1 protein-coding gene is annotated in these 438 nt (G+C 55.7%); it reads left to right on the top strand.

Annotation, left to right across the window (positions count from 1 at the left end):
- A partial coding sequence (locus tag IV91_RS0114015; RefSeq protein WP_031599462.1) for an ExbD/TolR family protein occupies window positions 1-295 on the top strand: 295 nt, incomplete at its 5' end.
- Window positions 296-438 lie beyond the last annotated feature (143 nt).

Raw genomic sequence — 438 nt, 5'->3', positions numbered from 1 at the left:
CACCGGTGTAGCATCCAAAATGCCCAAGAGTTCCACCACCACGGCTCTGGAGCCCCCCAAGGTACTGGTGAATGTGGATGACGAGGGGGATATTACCGTGGAGGGTCAGAAGTTGACGGCCGAGGCTCTGACGGTGCGACTCAAGGCACAAGGGGATCCGGACAAGGTGGTGGTAACCATTGCAGGCGAAAAAACCACCTCGCTCCAGTCCATGATGAAGGTGATGGATGCCTGTCGTCAGGCTGGGATTACCCAGATCGGTCTGGCTGCCCATGCAACGGAGGAGGCCCATTGATGGAAAAAGCAATGAATATGCCTCGAGCGGCTGCATTAGCCGCATTTTTGGAAGGGATGATGGTGCTGGCGTTTTTGTACGGTCTCAGTCGCGAAGTGGACAAGGTGGTAAAGCCTCAGGTCACCCTGATTCAACTGACCCAG

The organism is Ferrovum myxofaciens (genome assembly GCF_000735045.1).
Classification (GTDB): domain Bacteria; phylum Pseudomonadota; class Gammaproteobacteria; order Burkholderiales; family Ferrovaceae; genus Ferrovum; species Ferrovum myxofaciens.
Note: the sequence above shows the minus strand (reverse complement) of the source record. Positions and strands in the feature narration are given on the sequence as shown.